We start from the raw sequence: 18,929 nt of genomic DNA, 5'->3' as shown, positions 1-18,929 counted from the left end.
CACATTTCAATGTTGGGAGTTATGATGCTCAAATCCTCTACCTGCTTCGCCGCCGCATTGTCGGCCCTGATTGCCACTTCTGCCGCTGCCGAGGGTGAGTTGAACCTTTATTCCTCGCGCCACTATGACACCGACGAAAACCTGTACAGTGATTTCGAAAAGGCCACTGGCATCACCATCAACCGCATCGAAGGCAAAGCCGACGAGCTGATCGCGCGGATGGAAGCCGAAGGTGCGAACTCGCCCGCGGATATTTTGCTGACCGTCGACACCTCGCGCCTTTCTCGGGCCAAGAATGCAGGCATTTTGCAACCAATAGAAAGCGCCGTTCTGGAAGAGCGCATCCCGAACAACCTTCAGGATAGCGACAATGAATGGTTCGGCTTCTCGCAGCGTGGCCGCATCATTTTCTTCGACAAGGAAAACGTCGCCAACCCGCCGGCGACATATGCCGATCTTGCCAAGCCCGAATACAAGGGTCAGGTCTGCATCCGGTCGTCCAGCAATACGTATAACCAGACCTTGTTGGCTTCGATCGTCACCCATGAAGGCCCCGAAGCCGCCAAGGCATGGGCCGAAGGCATCGTGGCCAACATGGCACGTGAACCACAGGGCGGTGACACCGATCAGCTGCGGGGTATCGTATCTGGCGAATGCGACATCGCGGTTTCAAACACCTATTATTTTGCCCGTGCAATCCGCAAAGATGTCAAAGGTGTTTCGGCCGATATCGACGCAATCGGTTGGGTCTTCCCGAACCAGGACAGCTATGGCGCGCATATGAACCTGTCCGGTGCAGGTGTGGCTGCCAATGCACCGAACAAAGAGAATGCCGTTCTCTTCCTCGAATATCTGGCAAGCGACAGCGCCCAGCAATATTTCTCGGCCGGGAATGACGAATTCCCCGCGGTTGAAGGCGTCGCACTTGCAGACTCGGTGAAATCGCTGGGTGAGTTCAAAGCGGATGAGGTCGTCCTGTCCGACGTTGCCGAAAACCTGCCGACGGCGCAAAAGATCTTTAACGAAGCCGGCTGGAAATAATCTGGGCAAAAAACCAGAGCAGTATGAAGGGCGCGGGTTTTCTGCGCCCTTTCATTTGGTGGCGGGTTCAGAACCGCACCCCAAACCCAACGGAAAACCCGGAAAATGAATCGGCGATAACGCCGTTCAGCATGACGCGCGCGCCCTCGACGGCGGGCAGCCCGATCTTTGTGGTATCGACCTCAATTCCGACACCTACCGTCGCCAGCCAATCCGTATCCAACACCATCGCGCTGTCGCCATGGTAAAGCACAACACCCCCGTCCAAAACCAGTTTTGACGGACGCCCCAGCAGCTTGACCTTATCAAGTGGATAACGGTAGCGCGAAAACAACGTCGTCTGGTTCGAATTTGCGCGGGCATCCCCCGCTTGCGGTTCGTTTATCGGATAGAACTCTAAAAACGTCTGACGTAACCTGTACTCGGCCTCCCAACGGCCGAATTGTGCCTCGCGAAAGACGCTCAGGGACGCCCCGACACCAAAGGCGTTAAGGTTACCGTCCACTGCGCCTGCCCCGTTCGAACGGGACGGAAACAGCGGAAAATTGGAAAACACCGCATCCGTGGTGACATGGCCAAGCGACAGATGCGCAACTGGCCGGATGTACCAGTTATTGGTAAGCGGAAGCTCCCACCCGACGCCAAGGGTCGCGGCGATGCTTGACCATGTAACATCCAGCTCGGTATCAGACCCAATCTCGGGAAAAATCACCAGCGGGTTATAGTTCTGATAGGCAAACTGTCCTTCCAGATAAAGGCCATTGCCCAACGGTTTGAATCCGCCGCGCAGCTGCGTGGACCGCAGATTTCTCGCGTCACCAGATGCGCTCAGAAAGGACAGGGACGATAGTGTTTCGTTCGGTGTGGCCGCGACGCTCAGCACCGCAAGCGCGGCGCGGGCGGCGGCTTCAGAGGCGTCTGGATCAAGGTTTTGCGCGGTGGCAGGCTGGGCGAAACTCCAGATCAAAAACGATGTGTACGCAACAAGTCTTTTCAATCGCGGGTTCGCCTGTCGGTTTTTGTCGACTGCCAAGCACATCGTTATCGACGCGCAATGCGTTTGACAGATCGTAACCCAGTCTTTGTTTACGAAAAACTAAAACAACGAATTCGCGGCCATGAATTCTGAGGACTTGTATTTTGGAAACACTCGGTCGCGATGACGTTTTCAGCGACCATCCCGAATGTGATTTGGTATTTTACCCCGAAACGGGTTCAATCGTGTCAGGAGATTTGTCATGAAAAACCCGGAAAGTTTCGAGAAGTTCTACTTTGCCAAAGTTGGCATGGGTGAAGCCTGCGGCTGTGCCGAGAGGGTGATTGATGTGTTCGAATTCAATCGGCAAGGCGGCGCACAGTCCACGCGCGCAGTGAAATCAGAAAAACGCAAACGTCGTTCATTCCGATCCTGGGCCATGAAATACGGGTTGCTGAGCCGCAAACCCCGAACCTGATGCTTGTCGCCCATCTGTGGGACGGTGCCATGTCTCAGTTAGGTGCTTTATGATCAGAATAGGGGGCCTATCGGACCTGCAAGAACCCGCGACACTCCTCCAGCTTTGGTATCCGAGACTCCGTCCTCAATTGAAAACGACGCGGTCAGCGAACACCGCTGCCCGGACCTTCTAGGGTCTCGCCCAAACAACACAGGCTTGGGAAACGGCCCGGCGAATCCGGAAACAAACTTGCAATCACCCCTACAAGCGTAGTCACCTGAGATGAAACGGGGGGGAGAATGTCGATGAAGCCATGGGCTATCGTGGTTTGTCTGTGCAGTACGCTGGCTCTTGCTGCATGCGCCCCCAAAACGCGCAGCTATGAAAAATCTGTTTCGTCGTCCTTTGCGACCCCCGCAAACAGCGCCCTGGTGCGCGCGGCCAACCGGCTTGGCGATCCCAAGGATGGGCGGTCCGGGGTAAAACTGATCAGTGATGGGGAACAAGCGCTGGTTTCAAGGCTTTTGCTGGCCGCTGCGTCCGAGCATACCATCGACGCGCAGTACTACCTTTTGCACAATGACCCCACGGGCCACCTGTTTGCGGCCAGCCTTTTGCAGGCGGCAGACAGGGGCGTTCGTGTCCGGCTGCTTTTGGATGACATGGACACGTCCAGCTACGACGCTATGACCGCAGCGCTGGACTATCACGAGAATATCGAGATCCGGCTGTTCAATCCCTTTTGGCGGGATCAAAGCCTGCTGATTGCGGGTCTGACAGACTTCAAACGCATCAATCGCCGGATGCACAATAAATCCATGACCGCAGACAACATCTTCACGATCGTCGGGGGGCGCAACATTGGGGCCGAATATTTCCTGGCCCGGGAAGAAATGAACTATGCCGATCTGGACGTGCTGGCGGCAGGCCCAGTCGTGACTGAAGTTTCCCAGAGCTTTGACTCTTATTGGAACAGTGAATTTGCCGTTCCCGCACGCGTGATTGTTGGACAACCGGGTTCGTTTGACCTGAACGATGCGCGCGCAAGGCTGAATGAGCTGGTGGAGGAAGCAAAACAGACCCAGTACGGCGCTGCGCTCAGGAAATCCGCGCAAGAGAATTTTGCCGACGGCGCGCTGCGGCTGAATTGGGTCCCCGCGCGTTTGTATGCGGACCCGCCTTCAAAAGCTGCGGGCGTTGAAACGTCCGACCCCATTCTTGCATCGCAATTGCTGCCGTATTTTGAAATTGCCCGCAGCGAGGTAAATATCATCTCGGCCTATTTCGTGCCGCGCAACAATGGCGTCCGATGGATGACCGAGTTGGAAAATCGCGGTGTGGACGTCAAGGTCGTGACCAATTCCTTAGGGTCGAACGACGTCGTGCCGGTCTATGCGCATTACGCCAAGAAACGCAGGGCGTTGCTGCGCGGTGGGGTTGAGCTTTATGAATTGCGGCCAGACGCCTATCAGGTTCAGCGTCGCGGTATCAACTGGGCGCAATCCCGGTCCGGCCTGCATTCCAAGGCTTTTGCCATCGACGACCGTTACCTGTTTGTTGGCTCATTCAATTGGGACCCGCGTTCTGTGAACATTAATACCGAAATGGGCATTCTGATCGACTCTCCCGCGATGGCCGTTCAAACGATGGGTGCATTGGACGCGGCTCTGCCCGCCTACACCTACCAGGTGACGTTGGAACACGCAGGCCAGCTTAAATGGAGAACACGAGGAGCGGACGGGGAAATACTGGAATACGATTCCGAGCCCACAGGGTCGGTCTGGGATCACATCGTCTCTGGTTTTCTGGGTATTTTACCGATCGGATCACAGCTTTAGGCCCGCAGGTAACAACTAACGCGACCGATCATTCTTAGGTTTACCGCTGCAAAAGGCTGAAAGGACATTCACTGTGAAGTATTACAAGCTTTATGCCGATGCTGCTGGCGAAAGCCATTGGGATGACATTGACGTCAACCTCGAGGAACGGAGTTTCGCCCCGCCCGCGCAAGCCATCGAGGTATCCGAGCCAGAACGCGTCAAACAGACAATGTTTCTGCGGCTTCGATCCGGTTGGAACGAGCCGATCCATCCGACCCCGGTGGCGCAAAGGCTGATATGCCTTGCAGGCACAATCCGCGTCACTGCAAGTGATGGAAACTATCGTGACATCGGCCCCGGCGACGTATGGCATATGGAAGACAAGGTGGGAAAGGGTCACCACACCAGGGTCACAAGCGATCAGGATTTTGAAGCCGTCATAATTCAGTTCGAGTAACTTCGGCGATCCGAGGCCGTATACGAAACCCCAGACGGAACGTTCACCGGAGGATGGCACCGTTTCGACCTGGAGGTTGCCGGCTATGGCTGCTTGGAAGAACCTATTGAGTGCGCCGCTTTTGCCGTCAGAACAGTTTGTAAGGAATCCAAAGCGCCAAATCCTGCCAGAACCACAACAGCACGGCCGTCGCTAACATGATGAACGCAAATGGGATGGCCCCTTGAATAACCTCTTCAAGGCGTGCCTTTCCGACAGCTTGAAGGACAAACAGGTTCAATCCGACCGGCGGAGTAATTAGCGCTGTCTCGATCAGGACGACGAAAAAGATGCCGAACCAGATCGGATCAATCCCCATGACTTCAAGCGCAGGGAAGAGCACCGGAACCATAATCAACATCATGGACAGCGCTTCGAGGAAAAAGCCGATAATCAGCAACACGAGCCCGACTGCGAAGATAAAAATCGTCGGGTTTGAGATGTTTTCAGTGAGAAAGCTGCTGATCGATTGCGGAATCAGATACAAAGTAATGGCGTAAGAAAATAACTTGACCCCTGCGACGATGATGAAAATCATCACAGTGGTTATCAGTGAATCATGCACGGCTTCTTGCAACTTTGCGAAGGTCATTCTTCCCATCGCGAACGTCATGATCATCGCGATCACGAAACCGATGCCCGCGCTTTCTGATGGCGTGGCTATTCCTGCATAGATTGATCCAATGATTGCTATAGCCAAGATGACAGTCGGAAGCGCACTTAATGTCACCAGCAGCCGTTGTTTCATTGGCATGCGCTCGACTTTTAAGCTCTTTTTGCCGCGCGCATAAAGCATGGCGTAGATGATAAAGAGCGTGGCAAGGAACAAGCCAGGTCCAATTCCGGCAAGGAAAAGCGTTGGAATCGAAGTCTCGGTAATGACGCCATAGATTATCAGCGGTATCGATGGGGGGATCAGAATGCCCAGGGTTCCTCCGGCGGCGAGTTGTCCCAAGATGAACGGGCGATCATAGCCGCGCTTTTCCATCTCGGGGATGGCGACGGTGCCAATTGTGGCCGCCGTCGCCACCGAGGATCCCGAAATCGCCGAAAAAAGCGTGCAGCTTTTGATCGTAGCTACGCCCAATCCCCCGGGCCAATGCCCGACCCAAGCCTGCACGCTGGCAAAGAGATCCCGTCCGACGCCGCCTTTCAACAGCACGTTTGACATAAGCAGGAACAAAGGCACGGCCAAAAGCTCAAAACTGTCCATCGTCCCGAACAGGCGCTGCGGCACGGCAATCAAAGGGAGCCCTTTCAGCCATAACAGCACAACCCCGAAGGCGCCCATGGCAAAGGCGACGGGCACGCGCAAAAGCAGTAAACCCAGCAGGGCCCCGATGATCAGAATAGTTTCCAAGGGTCAGTGACCCCCAAGTTCATGGTTTTGCAGGTTCGCCTGACCCGTCCACACCCGGTAGATTTCCACCAAAGCCTGAAGTGACAGCAAACCAAACCCAACCCAGATCGCCGATTGAGTATAGGCCTTGGGTACAGCAAGGTAGCTGTCCGTCGTGTGCCCGGCGAGCGTGGATTTCAGCCAGATGTCCCAGCCATACCGTGCGGCGACGCATCCGAAGAACACGATAACAAGCAACGAAAACGTCTCGACAATCCGGCGCCTAAGCGTGTTCGCATCCCGGAACGCCAAATCAATGACGATGTGCTGGCGGTGCTTTAGAACATAGGCTGTCGCGCCAAAAGTAGCCCACACCTGAAAGATCCTTGCGACCTCATCCACCCAGACCGTCGGGCTGGTGAGCGCGTAGCGCATGAAGACCTCGTAAGCCACGAATATACCTATGGCGAAGAACATCCATCCGGCGACAATACCGAAGAGTTCAGACAGCCAATCGACGGTTCTGGTCAGGGCTTGCAGCATTCGGGGCGCCTCGCCAAGAGAAGAAGCAACCGAACCTGGGATGTCCGCTTGCTTTGACAATATGAAGAAGGGATTACATTCCGGACACGGCTGAAATCACTTCGGCGGCGGTATCGCCTGCGTCATCGACGAAACGCTGAGAAACGCTCGAGGTCGCCTCAATCCATTGCTGACGCTCTTCATCGGTCAGGTCGACCACGGTCATTAGGCCGCGCATTTCGTCGATCGTTGTATCTTCTTCTGCGTAGATCGCGTCACGCAATTGCTGTTCGACCTCAGCGGCGGCGTCCAGAATGATCTGCTGATGCTCAGGCGAAAGGCTTTCGAAAAAGTCGTTGTTCATGACGGCGACAAATTCGATGGCACTGTCATATGACAATGTCATGTGATCCATCACTTCGTGCAGTTTTCGCGACTTCACGGCAGACGCACCTGTCATTCCCACATCGACAGCACCCTGCTGATAAGCCAGAAACTGTTTGGACCCCGACATCAACGTGGGTGCGCCACCAAGCGCCTCGACGGTCCAACCAATCACCTTGCCGTAAGTCCGGACTTTTTGGTCCTTGAGGTCGGCGGGCGTTCGGATGGCAGACCCGTTCGACAAATAGACATTACGCCCAAACGCCTGCCACCACAGAACCTTGGCCCCGGTTTCCTCAAGCACAGCGGCATCCAGTATGTTGCGCATTGGTGATCCAGTGGCAACGGCAGCCCGCAGATGGTCTTCATCACGGAAAAAGAAGGGCAGGTTCACAACGTCTACCGCTGGGACCGCCCCAGTAAATCGGCCAAGAAACGCCGAACCGGCTTCGACAGCGCCTGTACCCACTGCTTCTGGAACCTCCTTATCTTTGTAAAGCTGCGCTGACGGGAACAGTTGAACCGTTAGCTCACCGCCGGACTTCTCTTCAACGATATCCTTGAACGCGATCCAGTTCTGTCCAAGCGAATGGGTCTCAGGCAACTGTAACGTGACTCGGATGATTGTTTCGGCCTGCACCATGATCGGAGCCGACACGATGAGCGTTGCAGCCAACGCCGCCTTAAACATGTTACGCATGATTCCTCCGTCGAATATTCGGATTTTCCGCTTTCTTAACTTGTTTGGCAGCGTCGCAATGCGATGGCATTAATGTCAATTCCATATGCATCCAAATTCAGGAAATCGAAAAATCTACCCTGGCTGATACCCTTGCAGATATTGGGACATGAACTCGGACAATTCAGCTTGTACCGCATCCGGGTCCAACGCGACGAACCGACCTTCCAGCGATAGCTTTACTATGCCGTGCACGGCAGAAAACACAGTTCGTGCACGCGAAGCCAAGGTGTCGTCGTCCAACTGAGGGTTCAATTGCGATAACGGAGCGATGATCTCGGCGATGAGCACCGCGTGTTCCTCAAGGTGCCATTGCGGGACCGGTACGCCCGGCTGCATCCGGTGATCGAATAAAGCGGCCCATAGGTTTGGGTTCTCGTTACCGAAATCCAGGTAAGCCAACGCAAGTGCAAGCAGCTTTTCCTTGGGTGTCTCCTGCGATGCGGGGGCGTTTTGTAGTGAGACGTGCAAACGCGCCAGTGTGCGCGAGTTCACCGCCAGTATCAGAAGGTCCAGATCTTCAAACGCATTATAAAGACTGCCCAGCGCACACCCGGCATCTTTTGTGATGTCACGTGCGCGCAGCGCGGCCAAACCTTGCGATTCAATACGCTTTTCCGCTGCATCCAAGATCTTTTTCTTCAGAATTTCTCTTTTACTTTCTGCCACTTAATCCTCGCAAGCTCAGAATTTATGAACAATGTTCATTTTTATTATTGAACGATGTTCAGAATCATAGCACAGTCCCTTCATGAACAATGTTCATAAACGAGGAGCCAAAGATGTTCAAACAGTTTGCCACTTTGTTAAGAGGCCGGGCCTTTGAGGCGGCAACCGTTGTTACGGATCGTCATGCTCTGCCCATTTTGCGTCAGCAAATCCGGGATTGCGCCCATGCCATTCAGGTGTCGCGCAAGGCGGTCGCCGTCGCAATGGCGCAGAACGAACAAGAGATCAAACAGCACAAGAGGTTGACCCAACAGATCGCAGATCTCGAAACGCGCACGCTGGTTGCCTTACAACAAAACCGCGAGGATCTTGCGCGGGACGCAGCCGAGACAATCGCCCATCTTGAGGCAGAGCGTGACGTGTCAACGCAGGCGCAAGCCCGGTTTGAAACCGAGATCAGCCGCCTACGCACTGTCCTGCGCGAGGCCGAAACCCGGCTAAGGCAGTTACAGCGTGGTCAGCGCCTTGCCACGGCCACGGACAAGACGCAGCGCCTTCAGCAAGTCGCGCCCGACAGTGGGTTGTCCACACTCCGCGAGGCGGAAGACACCTTGCAGCGTTTGCAAGAGCGTCAAAGCGAGATGGACGCCACCGCGCGCGCCATGACCGAGCTGGAAGCAACGGGTTCGGCCGAGCACATTCGCGACAAGTTGGCCGAAGCCGGGTGCGGTAAGCCTTTGCGGTCAAACGCTGACGACGTTCTCGACCGCCTGAAAAAGAAGGGCCAGAAATCCAATAAATCGAAATCGAGCTGACGCCCAAACCGAATTGAACCAACAGAGAAACTGAAAGGAATTGATCCATGAATACCGAAGAAAACCTGAACCTGCCGCAATCCAATGCCTGGAACATGTTCACCATTATTTCGTTTATTGTCGCAGCAGCGATGATGGCCGGCGGCATCTACTTTCTGGAAGCCAGCTTTGCGGCAAAAGGGTTCTACTCCATGTCCGCGTTGATGTTGGTACATACCACCGTTTCGATCACAAAAACCCTGCGCGACCGTGAGGAATCGCAACGTCTGCACAATCGGATTGAAGACGCAAAGACCGAGAAGCTGCTGAAAGAGGTGGGCGAGAACATCGCCGCCTAAACGATAACCTCGCGCACCGTCAGGCGCGTTCGACTGGGGGTGGCACCGTTGGCGACCCCCAGTCTTAACGCGTTAAAAAGAACCCTGTCGGCTGGTATGGAAAAACGATCCGAAACAGCGGCGCGTGTAAGTGGGTCATCCGCCAAAGCCGCGGCAGGCCAACCCACCAACCCGCATGCGGTGGCTTGCAACCAGGACCGATAGAACGCCCGGCCAGCGGCGACCATCGACCCATTTTCAGGCCAGTGAAACAGTGCGATTGCACCTGCTCCACGGCTGCGGGCAGCCTCGCCCGACAGGTGCGGGCCAAGGCCCAGAAACGATAACAAATCATAAAGCCTGCCACCCAGAATGGTTGGTGCAATCCTTGCAGTAGCCGCATCCATAGCAAGTACCTCTCGGTTCAGACCGTCGGTGTGGTAGTTGGGATCGCCCTCGCGCAAGCGCATCCAGTACAGCAACTCGGACCGAAAGTCCCTGGACCGCATAACACGGGCCGAGGCGATGTCGATTTGCCCGGCAAGCCATTCGATCTGGGACGCATCCTGGACCAATGTCATGTGGTCGGCGCGCCAATTCCGGAAGGCTTCTTGCGGTGCAGGCATAAAACCTGCTCGATGCGTCAGACGTTTTGAAACCTCCTTGGCCAGCACAACATCACCGGTATCGGCAGTTGTCTTGGGGACAATGCGGGCAATTATGCGCAATCCCGCCTCGACCGGCGCTTCCGACAAGGTTACGTCAGCACCAACTCCGCGTGCCGCCATGGCCAACACCGTGCCCTCGACCGCCGCACCACAGGAGACGTCCAGATCACGATCGTCCGGATCACCAATAGGCAGGCGCCGTGACAGATCGGCATGGACCTCGATACACGCGCCATCCAGCCGCCATCGCGCTGGCTGCGTGTTATGCGCCGAAGGGGCAAGCATCGCCTGCGCAACAATTGCTTCAAATTCTGCGCGATCCACTACGTCAGCTCCTTGGAAAACAGGTGCAATCTGTGCAGCGGCACGGCACCCGCCTTTTCGGTTTGGCGTAAACTGACCGCATTTTCGTCAGCAATCCACGTGCCACCAACCGTTTTGTATCCGGCGGCGATCATGTCCCGTGTCATCTCGCCCAGCATCAGTGGATTGACCGAACGTCCCTGAAACTCGGGCATTACGCCCTGAAAGATGACCACTGCGCGGTCACGGCGGGCCTTGTACTTAAGGTAGTGATACGGCAGCGACAGGCGCAACCGCGATCCGATCCGCCGGAGCAACGGGTTGAGATCGGGAATGGCAATCACCGCGCCCGCAGGTTGACCACGATAATGCACTACCTTTGAAATCCGCGGGTCCATGATCCATTTCATGTCTTTGGCCTGAAAGTGGAACTCTTCAGCCGTCACCGGAACAAACATTGGATTGTCTTTGAAGCTTCGGTTCAGAATGGCACGGGCGTCTTCAAGTCGTTCGGCAATAGTCGCACGGGTGACACGCGCGAAAGAGAACCCTTGCTCTAACAATTGCGCGCGCTGCTCGTCGGGCAAAACCTGCGGAGCCGGGTTGGCGTCCAGACACCGCGCGAACGTCGTCATCGGAAAGTGTGGCTGATATCCATTCGCCTCAAGCAGCCGCGGCAGGTGTGCAGGCCCCCAGATCTGATCGGTAAAAGGGGCCCGGTCAAAACCATCCGTCATGATCCCGGTCTGCTGCATCGCGGTCAGGTTGAAATTGCCGGTCAACCGGGTCATGCCTTTCGCGCGGGACCAGCTTTCCGCCGCCTGCAGCAATTGCGCAGCGGCCTCGGGATCATTTGCGCAATCGAAAAAGCCAAAGCATCCTCGCGCCTCATGATGCAGGTCGTTCGACCCCCGATGTAGATGGGCCGTGATGCGACCCACAGGCTTGCCTTGGCGTTTCACCGAGAAATAGGTGAAATCCGATGCATCGAAAAACAACGGATTCTTGATCGACAGGAAACGTTTCAGATCTGCCTTCATCGGCGACACATACGGAGTGCCGGCACCATAGGCGTGAAACGGGGCCGCGAAGAAACTTGCAAAATCCCTTTCGAGCAGCTCAATCATACTGCCCCCTCATGTACCAAGACGCGCGCCATGCGCTGTACGGCGCGCAAGGCTGCACCGGTACTGTCCAGGGTCGCGATTTCAGGGCTGTTGAGCATGACCACCCGCATTGGGGTGCCGGACAGGAACACCGCATGGGTCGCATCAAAACGGGCGAACAGCCAATTGACCTGTTCGTCATCCGTTGCCCCCAATTGTTGCACGGGTGTTGTGGTGAAGCTGGCGCGCAAATCATCAAGATTCATGTCCATCAAATCTGCTTCTTCAACTAGTATCACGTCCGGAGATCCGGCAGCACGGCGCAGCAAAGTCAGGCTGGCTTGTGGTCCCTGCCCTTTGACATCCGCAATCTCGCGCAGAGCGATCAGCTGGCGATCCTCAATCCGCAAGGCAATCGCTGCCTGCCAAATTGCCAATAGCATGAGCGTGGACAAAGTGATCGCCATTACCTGCACGCCAGACCGCATATCCACCGGCACGATCGCCGAAAAGATCAGCGGTAGCAGAACGGCCATGACTATAACGATGCCGAAACCTCTCAGCGTATCCCACGGCCGCAATCCGGAACGGTTCATCCCGATCGACAACCAGCACAGTCCCAGCACGGCCACGCCACCCAGCCTGACCGGCAGGTCAAGCGTCGTACCTCGCATGAAATCTGTTGCCAGAAACGGCAGGATCAGCAGAAAGGACAGGCTTATCCAATTGATGGTTCTGTTTTCCGCCGATGAAAGGCTGTCTTTGTCACGCCGCAACACAAACAGAGCGACGCCACCCAAACCGAACAGTTGAAACAGCAGCAGGCCGGCCAGCCGGGTGATCTCGATACTGCTAAACTGGAAAAGACCCAACAGCCCGAAAATCATCCCCCCCCAAGCACAGAATTGTTTCAGCACCGGCGGCGCGTGGCGGCGCGAAAGCCCTTCGGACAGAACAAGTGCAGCCAAAGGTATCAGTGCCGCGCAGATATTTGTGACCGCCGAAAACAGCCAACCCCAGCCGCCCCAGTGACCAATCCGCGCCAGCATCAGAACGACCAGGACCCACAAGCAGAATTGAAACCTTTTGGCGATTTCCGGCCTCTGCACCAGGTCCTGAAGACGCAGCAACACAGTTGCCGCACCCAGCGCCGCACAGAGCGAAACCCAGGCATCCGCCAGAAAAGCCGCAGTATCCATCATGACGCCAGCAACCTGTTCATCTGCCGTCGAACCAGCGGACGCATCAGCGCGGCAAGAAAGCGCGGTAAAGGCCGCTCAACCTTGCCTGTGTGTGGGTTCAGAAACCAACCGCGATAATCCGCGCCGTGCGGGCGGCCCAGAACAGACTGAAGCGCCTCTCCTCCCATCAATGTCCCTGCCATGATGACCATCGGCGCAAAGGACATGCGGCTGCGGGTTCCAGCAATCACCTCACCTGCCAGAGCCAGATCAACGTGATGCCGGGATGAGGAATGGGTCAGCACATATTCGGCCTCAGCTTTGGCCGCCGCATCCCGCAACTCGGGGGTCAGCGCGTTCCAGCTGGTGCCGCGTGTGGTGTAGCCCAGACGCTCCTCGGGCATTGGGTCGTCGGCGGTTGTGACATAAACTGACGGCAACGGGGACGCATAGGCATCGATCACCGCGCGCCCTTTGGCCCGCGCTGTGCGATATAGCAGCAAGCTGGCGCCAAGATCGTCGGTGCCATTGATCACGACATCCGCGCTTTGAACCAGACGATCCACATAGTCGGGCCATTCCGCACCAAGCACCTCAATCTCAGCTTCGGGATTGATTTGCAGGCACTGATCCCGCGTTGCCTGCGCTTTGTCCTGATCGACTGTCTTTAGCGTCGCAAAAAGCTGTCGGTTCAGGTTGGACACTTCGAATGCATCCAAATCGGCCAGGATCAACCGGCCTACCCCGGCGCGGATCAGGGTCATGAGCGCACTGCCCCCCATTCCTCCGGTGCCGCAGACGAACACACAGGCGTTGCGCAGGTGTGATTGTTCATCCCCGGACACAAAACCGAGGTTGCGGGTGGTGAAGTCCTGATAGGTAAACTCCGTCATTTATTCTGCTCTCTTGGCCTGAGGATGCCGAATTCGTGCCGCGTGTCCGCCCATTGCCAAAGCGGCATCGCCAGTCGCTGCAAGACCGCGGCTATGACGGCAAGGGCAAGTGCAGCAAAGGACCCGCGCGGAACTTCGCGCCCGACATAAGACAGGGCGGTCGGCATATCCATTTGCCCCAATTGCAGGATGTCATCGCCCCGATCATAATCGAGCTGGTTTTCACAGAACGCATTGACGACCTGATCCCGATGTTTCGGCGCATCCTCGAAGGTTTTCTTCAGATGATCCGACCCGCCGGTATAGGCGTTGGTGATCACAAAGCGGTCTTCGTCAAACCCTGCATCAGGTCCGACGCCGAAAACATGGCGGTGATCTTTCATGATACTTCGCGCCAAATGCAGATGAAGAAGACTGCGTCGGTTCTGCGGCCCTGTCTGTGCCGTCGGAAACACATGGGCAAAGCCCTGGCCAACCAGCCCCACAACTGCAGGGACTTGTGTCACATTCGAAACCCAAAGCGGGCGCATACCATTTCGAAACAAGAGCAGAACACAGGTCAGCCCATAGAGAACCCAGCTGAAGCCCTGGTTGCGAAGATCCGGATCAACCATGACCAATCCCAGATGCAACACCTGTTCGGACCGGTGCCCGAGATCGACATCCATCAGGGCCAAGGCATTGAAGGCAACAGGCGTATTGTCATCCCGGCGCGAAATCAGAGTGATTACCGAATGCCCAAGCCGGTCGCGATCCCCGGCGAAGACGCCATACGCCAGTTCCCCGGCAGGCAGCGTTTTCGACGCCACGCTCCGCAAATCCGCGACCAGGTTGTCCAGCTCCTCGCTCGGCATCCAGAGGCCGGGGCGTTCGACAATGCGTACGTGGTATCCGCCAGGAATACCCAGACGAATATCCATGAAACGCTGCGAAGCTGCGTTGATTATGGCACTTAACAATTCCTGTTCCCGTTAATGTCTGCTCAATTCCGGATCCGAACTATGTTTCGGAAAAGCCAATACTTGAGGTCAACTTTTTCCTGCTGTCGCATCATTTTGTCATCAACAGGTTTTTTTCTTTTCGACGCAAGTCCTGAATTCCGCCTGCATCTAACCAGCTTTTCTTTTCGCCATCAGCTGATGGTCGAAATAGCCGCCACTTGTACCGCAGGATGGCAAAGGAAGTCGGCGGGGATGTTTTGAAACGCGTCAAATCTTGCACAGATTGCGTGTCACCCGCGGGCGCTCCAAGCCGGTCGATCTGATCAGGCGAGCGTTCTGGTGCATCCACATGTTATTCTTTTGCGCGCCTGACCCTATCATTCAAGATCACTTGATACAGCTCTTCGACGCCCAAGTCGGTTACTTTCAATGTCATTTTTTGTTGATGGCTGCCATACATATTCCTGAGATTTACCGGCGCAGGTTTTGACGCTGAGCGGCTGCATGAATGCTGTGAGGAGAAATCTCATTAAATCAGCTGTTTGATCGTCTTTGGACATTGGGCCGTCGCGTCAGCCCGAGATTTGCTTTCATTGAATCAACAAAGGTCTTGATTTTCGCTCTATCTTGTCTGATATTTCTGTCATGACAGAAATTTATGACATAACGAAATCTGACGCTGCCAGCCAATTCATTCTCTATTGGGGTGATATGGGCAACCAATGGGGCGTCAATCGCTCTGTGGCGCAGATTCACGCGCTACTTTATCTTAGCTCCAAACCCCTTAATGCCGAGCAGATCGCCGAGTCGTTGGGTATTGCGCGATCCAACGTGTCCAACTCGCTCAAAGAATTGGTGAGCTGGCGCCTTATTCGTCGCATTCCGGTGCCAGGCGACCGGCGCGAGCATTATGAGGCCGAAGTGGATGTCTGGGAATTGGGGATCCGCATCGCCCAAGGGCGCAAGGAACGCGAGATTGATCCGGCGACACAAGCCCTGCGCGCCTGCGTGGCCCAGGCTGAAACCGAAAGCAGTCTTGACCCAACAGCGTTGCGGCGCATGCAGGACATGCAAGAGTTTCTGGCAACCGCCGATACGTGGTTCAGCGACATGCTTACGGTGCCCCGTCCAAAACTGGTGATGTTGATGAAAATGGGAACCAAAGTCGTTTCCCTGCTCAGCTTCACCGGAGGCAAAAAAAGCAGCTAAAAATTTGTCCCGAAATTTCTCTTTTGACGGAAAAAACAGAATGATCGAAATTAGCAAAAAGATAGCGCCGCCGGGCCCGAAGCCGGCTCAACCGCAATCCGATGCGGTCAGCAGTCTGGATGATCGCTTCAAGAACTTGCTGGGGGCTTCGGCATGGTCTCGCCTGCCCAAAGCAATTCAGCGCCGGTTCAGCAAGCGTCTGCTGGGGGATGCCAGCCTTGCCTATCAGGGCCGCGTGACCCAAATGAGGATGAACCCCGCAGGGCGTGCGCTGGCTCTTGCCCTGCGCGTGATCGGGGCACCGCTGCCGTTTGATCGCACCTCGGTCGGTCGATCCGCCGTGGTCACCGTCACCGAAGATGCGGCAACTGGCGGGCAATTTTGGATCCGGCAATATGGTCGGGCGGCCGGGTTTCCACAGATGGTCGGCAGCTCAAAACGCTTTGCCGGGCCAACCGGATTGGAAGAATATATCGGCTTTGGGATCGGCATCTCGCTAAAGCTCGAAAGCACAGCGAACGGTCTCTATTTCGTCAGCGACCGTTACTTCCTGAAACTGGGGCAAAACCGACTGCCTCTGCCACGGTGGGTCTGTCCAGGGGGGCTTGTGGTGGGCCACGAAGAACTTGGGGGTGGGCAGTTCCGGTTCACTCTGGAACTGGTGCATCCGCTTTTTGGTCAGCTGATCTGGCAGGACGCAACCTTTCATGATGCCGAGGTTATCGGGAGTGTCCCGTCATGAAGGTCGTGATTATCGGCGGATACGGTGTTTTCGGATCCCTGACGGCCCGATTGCTGGCACGTGATGGGCATCAGCTTTGGCTGGCCGGGCGACGCCCTGAAAAGGGTCGCGCTCTGGCTCAGGAACTCGGGGCGCAAACCCTGAAATTGGACATTGGCAAAGCACCAGAGGCTGTTTTCGACGTTAAGCCAGACGTTGTGATTGATGCGGCAGGACCATTCCAACACTATGGTGACGATCCGTACAAAGTCCCGAAACTCTGTATCGCTCATGGCTGCCACTATCTTGATCTGTCGGATAGCGTCGCGTTTACGAAGGGTATTGGTGCTTTGAACACCGAAGCAACAACCGCAGGTGTTTTTGCCCTTTCCGGTGCATCCAGCGTACCCGGCCTGTCCTCCTGTATCGTCGAAGACTTGATCGAAGATCTGGATGAAGTTGATGTTATCGACATCGCAATCCTCCCAGGTAACCGGGCACCGCGAGGCATGTCCGTTATCAAGAGTATTGTAAGCGGTGTCGGACGGCGGCATCAAGTGTGGCGCAATGGTGCTTGGCAAACAACCACCGGATGGACGGATCGCAAGTTGTATGAGCTGGAGCCAGGCATGAGGCGCGCCGGATACAGCGTCGACGTTCCCGACATCGCACTGCTGCCGGAAAAGACAGGCGCGAAGAGCGTCATGTTTCGTGCAGGTCTGGAACTTCCGGTGATGAACTGGGCATTACATCTGCTGGCTAAACTCAGGCAGTACGGGCACTTTGAATTACCGGCCATTGCCTATTCTGCACTCTACGTTCTTTCAAAAGCGCTTTATCCCTTCGGAAGTGACCGAGGCGGTATGCAGGTGAGTGTTTCCGGCAAGCGCGCCGGGCAGAGCCTGACCCGAAAATGGAAGCTGATCGCGGAAAAGGGGCACGGTCCTTTTGTTCCCGGTATCATGTGCCGCGCGATCCTGCGAGAACATGACAACGTGAATGCAGGTGCGCGACCCTGCCTGGCAGAGCTGACAAGGCCCCTGGTTGAGAGAGCTATGGTAGATCTGGAAATTCGTACTGAGATCGTCGACTTGATGGATCAAAGCACAACTGACCCAAGAGGCGACGTGCAAAAGAGCAAACGCTCAGGCAATTCGGACAGGCAGCGCCTAAATCCAGGCGCACCTTTAAAGCGCGGGAACTCGATTCATAACAATGTGAAAAAAATGTCATTTCGCTATACGCGCTAAAGTTCACGTACTTCAAAATATGGTGTCTTTGCCTGACAGGCTGATCCGCCACCTCGTATTTCAGCCGAGATATCAATCGCAGCAAGGACCTCAGCCAAGAGGACCTCATCAAAATCTGCACATCTTGGGCAGAGGAATTGCGCATTCGCCGGCCACTTCTGGCGGCATGAAATACTTGACCGCAGATACACTGGCATGGAGTGCCTTCGCGATTGCCTCTGCAATTCTGGCCGCGCAACCTTTGCAATGGCTTGTTCGAAGCTGGCTTAGCCCGGCCTACGGATCTTTTGGGTATGTCTATGTCCTGCTGATTTTGGGTCTGGCCGGGATGAGGTTACTGAGCGGCCGACCAAAAGAGGCCGGCGCTGACGTTCCAGCGATTGCCTTGCTGCTAAATGTCCGTTCTCTTCTGAGGGTTCAGAGACAATACCAAGCAGCCCATCCAAAAATAAGAATGGCTAAGAGCATACTGAAATACGAGACTTAACTAGGTCTTCGCATATCGATACCCGTTGGAGAAAACCCCACCGACAAGTACAGCTGCTCCGCTAATCTGCTATCTGCCGCTACGCGTAGCCGAAACTCAACAAACTCGATTTCTGCATACCTCTGTCAAACAGACGTCACCGCTCAAACACAGCCATCATCTGCCTGCGCAATCGCGTCAGATCCTCATCCACGCTAGCGGCAGGATCGCACGCGAATGTTGGCAATGCCTCCACACGGATCGTCCCGCTGCGCGGAAAATGTTTGCCGCGTGGAAGTAGACTATCGCTGTCGTGGATGACAATAGGGGTGATCGTGCGACCGGTTTCTCGGGCGACTAAGACAGCACCCGCTTTAAAGTTCCCTAGCGATTCTGTTTTGGCCCGGGTGCCTTCTGGGAATAGCACAATGGAACAACGGGCAGGCATTTCCCTGACAGCCTTCGTCAGCGTATCCATGGCCGTTGAACCGGAGTCCCGGTTGATAGGGACGAGACCCGCTCCATCAAAACCAGTGCGCAGGAGTTTGCTGTTCCAGAACTCTGATTTCGCCGCGAAAGTGAACCATTTGGTGTCGGGCACCACATGCATGAG

Annotated in this window: 21 protein-coding genes; 10 read left to right on the top strand and 11 right to left on the bottom strand. The window is 55.5% G+C overall.

Annotation, left to right across the window (positions count from 1 at the left end; translation table 11 throughout):
* The first annotated feature begins 24 nt into the window (after positions 1–24).
* Positions 25–1,041: a Fe(3+) ABC transporter substrate-binding protein gene (locus AC2FLA_RS15980; protein WP_282152749.1), complete on the top strand. Its 1,017-nt coding sequence runs from the start codon at positions 25–27 to the stop codon at positions 1,039–1,041.
* 67 nt (positions 1,042–1,108) lie between these two features.
* Here AC2FLA_RS15980 and AC2FLA_RS15975 read toward each other — a convergent pair whose 3' ends face one another.
* Positions 1,109–2,038, bottom strand: a complete 930-nt coding sequence (locus tag AC2FLA_RS15975) for an autotransporter domain-containing protein (RefSeq protein WP_222424386.1) — start codon at positions 2,036–2,038, stop codon at positions 1,109–1,111.
* 241 nt (positions 2,039–2,279) lie between these two features.
* Here AC2FLA_RS15975 and AC2FLA_RS15970 point away from each other — a divergent pair, with 241 nt between their 5' ends.
* The 3 genes from AC2FLA_RS15970 (at position 2,280) to AC2FLA_RS15960 (ending at position 4,754) form a co-directional block, all read left to right on the top strand.
* Positions 2,280–2,495, top strand: a complete 216-nt coding sequence (locus AC2FLA_RS15970; protein ID WP_108861834.1) for a hypothetical protein — start codon at positions 2,280–2,282, stop codon at positions 2,493–2,495.
* A 287-nt stretch (positions 2,496–2,782) separates the two neighbouring features.
* Positions 2,783–4,315: a phospholipase D family protein gene (locus tag AC2FLA_RS15965; RefSeq protein ID WP_496723460.1), complete on the top strand. Its 1,533-nt coding sequence runs from the start codon at positions 2,783–2,785 to the stop codon at positions 4,313–4,315.
* 73 nt (positions 4,316–4,388) lie between these two features.
* Entirely contained in the window at positions 4,389–4,754 is a 366-nt protein-coding gene (locus tag AC2FLA_RS15960) for a cupin domain-containing protein (protein ID WP_058271378.1), read from the top strand.
* A 127-nt stretch (positions 4,755–4,881) separates the two neighbouring features.
* Here the strand turns inward: AC2FLA_RS15960 and AC2FLA_RS15955 are convergent, their stop codons facing one another.
* From AC2FLA_RS15955 to AC2FLA_RS15940, 4 genes are all read right to left on the bottom strand, one after another.
* Positions 4,882–6,153: a TRAP transporter large permease gene (locus tag AC2FLA_RS15955; protein WP_496723458.1), complete on the bottom strand. Its 1,272-nt coding sequence runs from the start codon at positions 6,151–6,153 to the stop codon at positions 4,882–4,884.
* Between the two features lie 3 nt (positions 6,154–6,156).
* Positions 6,157–6,675, bottom strand: coding sequence for a TRAP transporter small permease (locus tag AC2FLA_RS15950; protein ID WP_496723456.1), 519 nt, complete (start codon positions 6,673–6,675; stop codon positions 6,157–6,159).
* Between the two features lie 73 nt (positions 6,676–6,748).
* Positions 6,749–7,738, bottom strand: a complete 990-nt coding sequence (locus AC2FLA_RS15945; RefSeq protein WP_496723454.1) for a TRAP transporter substrate-binding protein — start codon at positions 7,736–7,738, stop codon at positions 6,749–6,751.
* Positions 7,739–7,852: 114 nt separating this feature from the next.
* Positions 7,853–8,446 carry a TetR/AcrR family transcriptional regulator gene (locus tag AC2FLA_RS15940; protein WP_496723452.1) on the bottom strand — a complete coding sequence of 198 codons (594 nt, stop codon included), beginning with the start codon at positions 8,444–8,446 and terminating at the stop codon, positions 7,853–7,855.
* A 113-nt stretch (positions 8,447–8,559) separates the two neighbouring features.
* Here AC2FLA_RS15940 and AC2FLA_RS15935 point away from each other — a divergent pair, with 113 nt between their 5' ends.
* Positions 8,560–9,261, top strand: a complete 702-nt coding sequence (locus AC2FLA_RS15935; RefSeq protein WP_496723450.1) for a PspA/IM30 family protein — start codon at positions 8,560–8,562, stop codon at positions 9,259–9,261.
* 47 nt (positions 9,262–9,308) lie between these two features.
* Positions 9,309–9,599 (top strand): YiaA/YiaB family inner membrane protein, encoded by a 291-nt coding sequence (locus AC2FLA_RS15930; protein WP_113790425.1) that lies wholly within the window; start codon positions 9,309–9,311, stop codon positions 9,597–9,599.
* On the opposite strand, the gene AC2FLA_RS15925 is transcribed toward AC2FLA_RS15930, so the two are convergent.
* The 5 genes from AC2FLA_RS15925 to AC2FLA_RS15905 are packed head-to-tail and all read right to left on the bottom strand — an operon-like array spanning position 9,596 to position 14,649.
* Positions 9,596–10,570, bottom strand: coding sequence for a nitroreductase family protein (locus tag AC2FLA_RS15925; protein ID WP_496723448.1), 975 nt, complete (start codon positions 10,568–10,570; stop codon positions 9,596–9,598). The genes AC2FLA_RS15930 and AC2FLA_RS15925 overlap by 4 nt on opposite strands.
* Complete coding sequence (locus tag AC2FLA_RS15920) at positions 10,570–11,676, bottom strand: hypothetical protein (RefSeq protein ID WP_496723446.1); 1,107 nt, start codon at positions 11,674–11,676, stop codon at positions 10,570–10,572. The genes AC2FLA_RS15925 and AC2FLA_RS15920 overlap by 1 nt, the downstream gene beginning before the upstream one ends.
* Positions 11,673–12,857, bottom strand: a complete 1,185-nt coding sequence (locus AC2FLA_RS15915; RefSeq protein ID WP_496723445.1) for a hypothetical protein — start codon at positions 12,855–12,857, stop codon at positions 11,673–11,675. The genes AC2FLA_RS15920 and AC2FLA_RS15915 overlap by 4 nt, the downstream gene beginning before the upstream one ends.
* Positions 12,854–13,729, bottom strand: a complete 876-nt coding sequence (locus tag AC2FLA_RS15910) for a ThiF family adenylyltransferase (RefSeq protein ID WP_496723443.1) — start codon at positions 13,727–13,729, stop codon at positions 12,854–12,856. Before AC2FLA_RS15910 ends, AC2FLA_RS15915 begins: the two co-directional genes overlap by 4 nt.
* A complete protein-coding gene (locus tag AC2FLA_RS15905) occupies positions 13,726–14,649 on the bottom strand; it encodes a hypothetical protein (protein ID WP_496723441.1) in 924 nt (307 codons plus the stop codon). The genes AC2FLA_RS15910 and AC2FLA_RS15905 overlap by 4 nt, the downstream gene beginning before the upstream one ends.
* 666 nt (positions 14,650–15,315) lie before the next feature.
* On the opposite strand from AC2FLA_RS15905, the gene AC2FLA_RS15900 reads away from it, so the two are divergent.
* From AC2FLA_RS15900 to AC2FLA_RS15885, 4 genes are all read left to right on the top strand, one after another.
* Positions 15,316–15,879, top strand: a complete 564-nt coding sequence (locus AC2FLA_RS15900; RefSeq protein ID WP_496723439.1) for a GbsR/MarR family transcriptional regulator — start codon at positions 15,316–15,318, stop codon at positions 15,877–15,879.
* Positions 15,880–15,919: 40 nt separating this feature from the next.
* Entirely contained in the window at positions 15,920–16,621 is a 702-nt protein-coding gene (locus tag AC2FLA_RS15895) for a DUF4166 domain-containing protein (protein WP_496723437.1), read from the top strand.
* Positions 16,618–17,850 (top strand): saccharopine dehydrogenase family protein, encoded by a 1,233-nt coding sequence (locus tag AC2FLA_RS15890; protein WP_496723435.1) that lies wholly within the window; start codon positions 16,618–16,620, stop codon positions 17,848–17,850. Before AC2FLA_RS15895 ends, AC2FLA_RS15890 begins: the two co-directional genes overlap by 4 nt.
* Positions 17,851–18,016: 166 nt before the next feature.
* Entirely contained in the window at positions 18,017–18,337 is a 321-nt protein-coding gene (locus AC2FLA_RS15885) for a hypothetical protein (protein WP_496723433.1), read from the top strand.
* Positions 18,338–18,473: 136 nt separating this feature from the next.
* Here AC2FLA_RS15885 and AC2FLA_RS15880 read toward each other — a convergent pair.
* The coding region (locus AC2FLA_RS15880; RefSeq protein WP_496723431.1) for a lysophospholipid acyltransferase family protein at positions 18,474–18,929 on the bottom strand (456 nt) is incomplete at its 5' end.

Source organism: Ruegeria sp. CDSA033 (assembly GCF_059612305.1).
Note: the sequence above shows the minus strand (reverse complement) of the source record. Positions and strands in the feature narration are given on the sequence as shown.